Annotated in this window: 1 protein-coding gene and 1 rRNA gene; both read right to left on the bottom strand. The window is 37.0% G+C overall.

From position 1 onward, the window contains the following. Positions 1-570 precede the first annotated feature (570 nt). Complete coding sequence (repM, locus tag AC5YCD_RS15640) at positions 571-1,497, bottom strand: replication initiation protein RepM (protein WP_496130876.1); 927 nt, start codon at positions 1,495-1,497, stop codon at positions 571-573. Between the two features lie 1,340 nt (positions 1,498-2,837). Next, a 5S ribosomal RNA gene (rrf, locus tag AC5YCD_RS15635) occupies positions 2,838-2,947 on the bottom strand; the annotation flags it as partial.

Genomic DNA, 2,947 nt, shown 5'->3' with positions numbered 1-2,947 from the left:
CAGCGTTCAATCTGAGCCATGATCAAACTCTTCAGTTTAAAATCAATAGTGCCTATAGGGCACCAATCTTGGCTCATCAATTACTGACAAAAAATTTGCTCAAATAAACTTCGAGAAATTCTTACCAATTATCAATGAAAATATATTCGATTGATCAACCAGTAAAAATCCACACAAGTTGTTCTTCATAATCTCTTAATGATTTTCTTGCATCTTCGTCAGAAGCAAGATAATCAGCTCATTTGTTAAATCATTGTTTTTCAACAAGTTTTAATCAAGATCATCGCTGATGGATGTGCATTCTACAGGATTTCAGGCGCTGTGCAACCCCATTTGCGAAGAATTCCGTCTGACTGCTCATTTATTTTACAAAATCACGTGTCAATTGAGCTAAAAAACACTTCTAGAGCCCTAATTTGCCTATTTTTTTGTGAAAAAAGCACATAACAACGCTAATTTTGCGATTTTTAGCGGTTTTTTCCCAAAAATCACTTAGCTCACGCTGTTATGTGCAGTTTTATTAAAATGCCAGCACTATGGCTAGCATTAGAATGATTGATTTCAGTGAGCTTAACGTCCCGCTTTAAAGCCTACTTGCTTCAGAAATGGCAATAGCTCCTCTATCCCAGCAGATGTTTGCAGCATTTCCGCAATACGTGCGGAAAAAGCCTGATAACTCTCTGTGCCTTTGGAATAACGACTCATCTCTGGCAGATCTGAAAGCTTATTTGCAAACATATAGCGCTGTGCATCTGTTAAAGCAGATTTCGTGTCTTGTTTGACTTCAATCTCTTTAGCAGCCTGTATTGCTGAACGTTTGTATCTGAAATTAAAGGAAAACCCCGAAATAGAACGGCCACGTTTATGCTGTTCATACTTAATGATTAAGTCGGAATGCTCGTTAATCTGATCAACCGCAATATCTAAGACACGACGTTTAAACGCTTCCATACGCGTGTATTCATTCACGCCAATGCCTAATTGGCCGCGTAAACGCTCAAGTTCATATGCTGGCGTCTTACCAACAGACTTCCATTGCATCAGTAACTCATAGAGTCGAACAGCATACACACTTTTAAAGTCTGCAGTTTTCTTTAAGTGATAGCTCGTGAAGTACTGCTCAAAGCCATCGATCTTCGTAATGTGCTCAATCACGACTCGCGTCAACGTTACGAGGATGCGTCCTTCGCCTTTACGATAGTTCGCATCTTGAATCCAACGACTCTTTGTCACAGTTCCATCTTCGTTCGTGATGGTGAACTGTCTCTTAAACAAAGAATCCTCTGCTTCACTCAATGCCAAGTAAGCAGCATCTGCCGAAACATTAAAAGCTCTCGCGTATCTCACTGCGTTTAGTTCCAAAGGCTCGTCCGTGGACAATCCTTGACCAGTTTCACGGGCATCGACAATCGCAAGTTGTAGCAAACGTGCCTCATTTAGGGTGAGCGTCTGCAAAGCCTGAACAAGTTTGTTCGATTTTACGACTAAATCAGTCATTTTTACCCATTTAGCAACAAGATTATTTTGTTGCTATAACAACATGAGAAATATTTGTTGTCAAATACCGAGGAAACGTTGTCATTAAACCGAGGAAACGTTGCTATATAACCGAGGAAACGTTGCTATATAACCGAGGAAACGTTGTCATATAGGCTCTGAAAGCCTTATGTAGCAAGGGTTTCAGCGTGTCTAAAAGCATTTAAAAACATTTAAAAACATTAAAAACCCGCTTCGCTCATTTTTTTTTGTTCAAAAACTTCGTTTTTTTTAATACTTATCCACAGGTTTTGATGACAACCTGAGATCACAGTGCAGATCTCCTGTTCCAAGAAAAATTCTCTCGGAAAGTTTAAAATTGAGCTGAAAATCGAATTTTTGGCTCAAAAATTTCAATTAATTTTTTTTGTCTCTTTTTTCTAAAAAAACATAGACTTTTAAATTTTTACCAAGAAACACAAATCAAATACCCTCTAAAACTCAATGTAAGCTTCACTATTGAATTTTTTTCAAGAAAATGATGTTGGGTACATCTCTAATTTTAAAGTGCCTATATGAAGCTTATATGAGATTTTAGATATATTCTTAAAAAACAAGAAAATCTCTAATTTTTAGAGTGATCAGATTTGTTTTTTGATCAACTTTTTGAGGAACTAGAATTTGATTCCTTCAAAAAGGAAAAAAATAGGACTTTTTAGAAGTAAAAAATCCTATTTTCCACTGATTACAAATTAATCAATTTTCTTGGTTTTGATGAAATAAGGGACGATCTAATCCCTATAGGGGGATGAATAGGCTTAAAATCTGTTTTTATTTGCTTAGGCTATTTTAGGGAAAAGTCGCTAATTTTGATTAATTCTTGAACGCAAAAGATTAAAAATTAACCACAGAGAAACATGAAAAGTAACGCTTTTTTTATGATCGATTTTTCTAGTGTTTTGCCCTAATTTGTATGATGCGGTATTAACGCATCATATAGAGCTATTTTAGTTATATGATGCGGCATTAACGCATCATATAGATGATATTAATTTAATCAGCACTGCGCTACTAATACACCTAACTAGAGCCATATGTCTAGCTTATAGGAGGACTGTTCTGATTGGACAAAGGAGTCTTAGATTGCCAGCTCGTGATAAAACAGAAGCTTCAATCAGATAAAGAGTTGTGAAATGTAGTAGATCGAGCCGTAAGGAAGAGAATCAGAGCACGATTCTGGTGAATAGAAGCGTAGGAACGGTCGCTAAAAATAATTTCATGCAAATTCTGAGGGTATTTATTGCTTTTTATAGGCGAAAAAAAATCCCCCGATCAACGATCGAGGGATTTTTAGAATAATGAGCTGGCGATGACTTACTCTCACATGGGTAACCCCACACTACCATCAGCGCTAAGAGGTTTCACTTCTGAGTTCGGGAAGGGATCAGGTGGTTCACTCTTGCTATTGTCG

The organism is Acinetobacter sp. CY05, assembly GCF_059515805.1.
The sequence above is the reverse complement of the archived record's forward strand: the minus strand, read 5'-3'. Positions and strand labels throughout refer to the sequence as shown.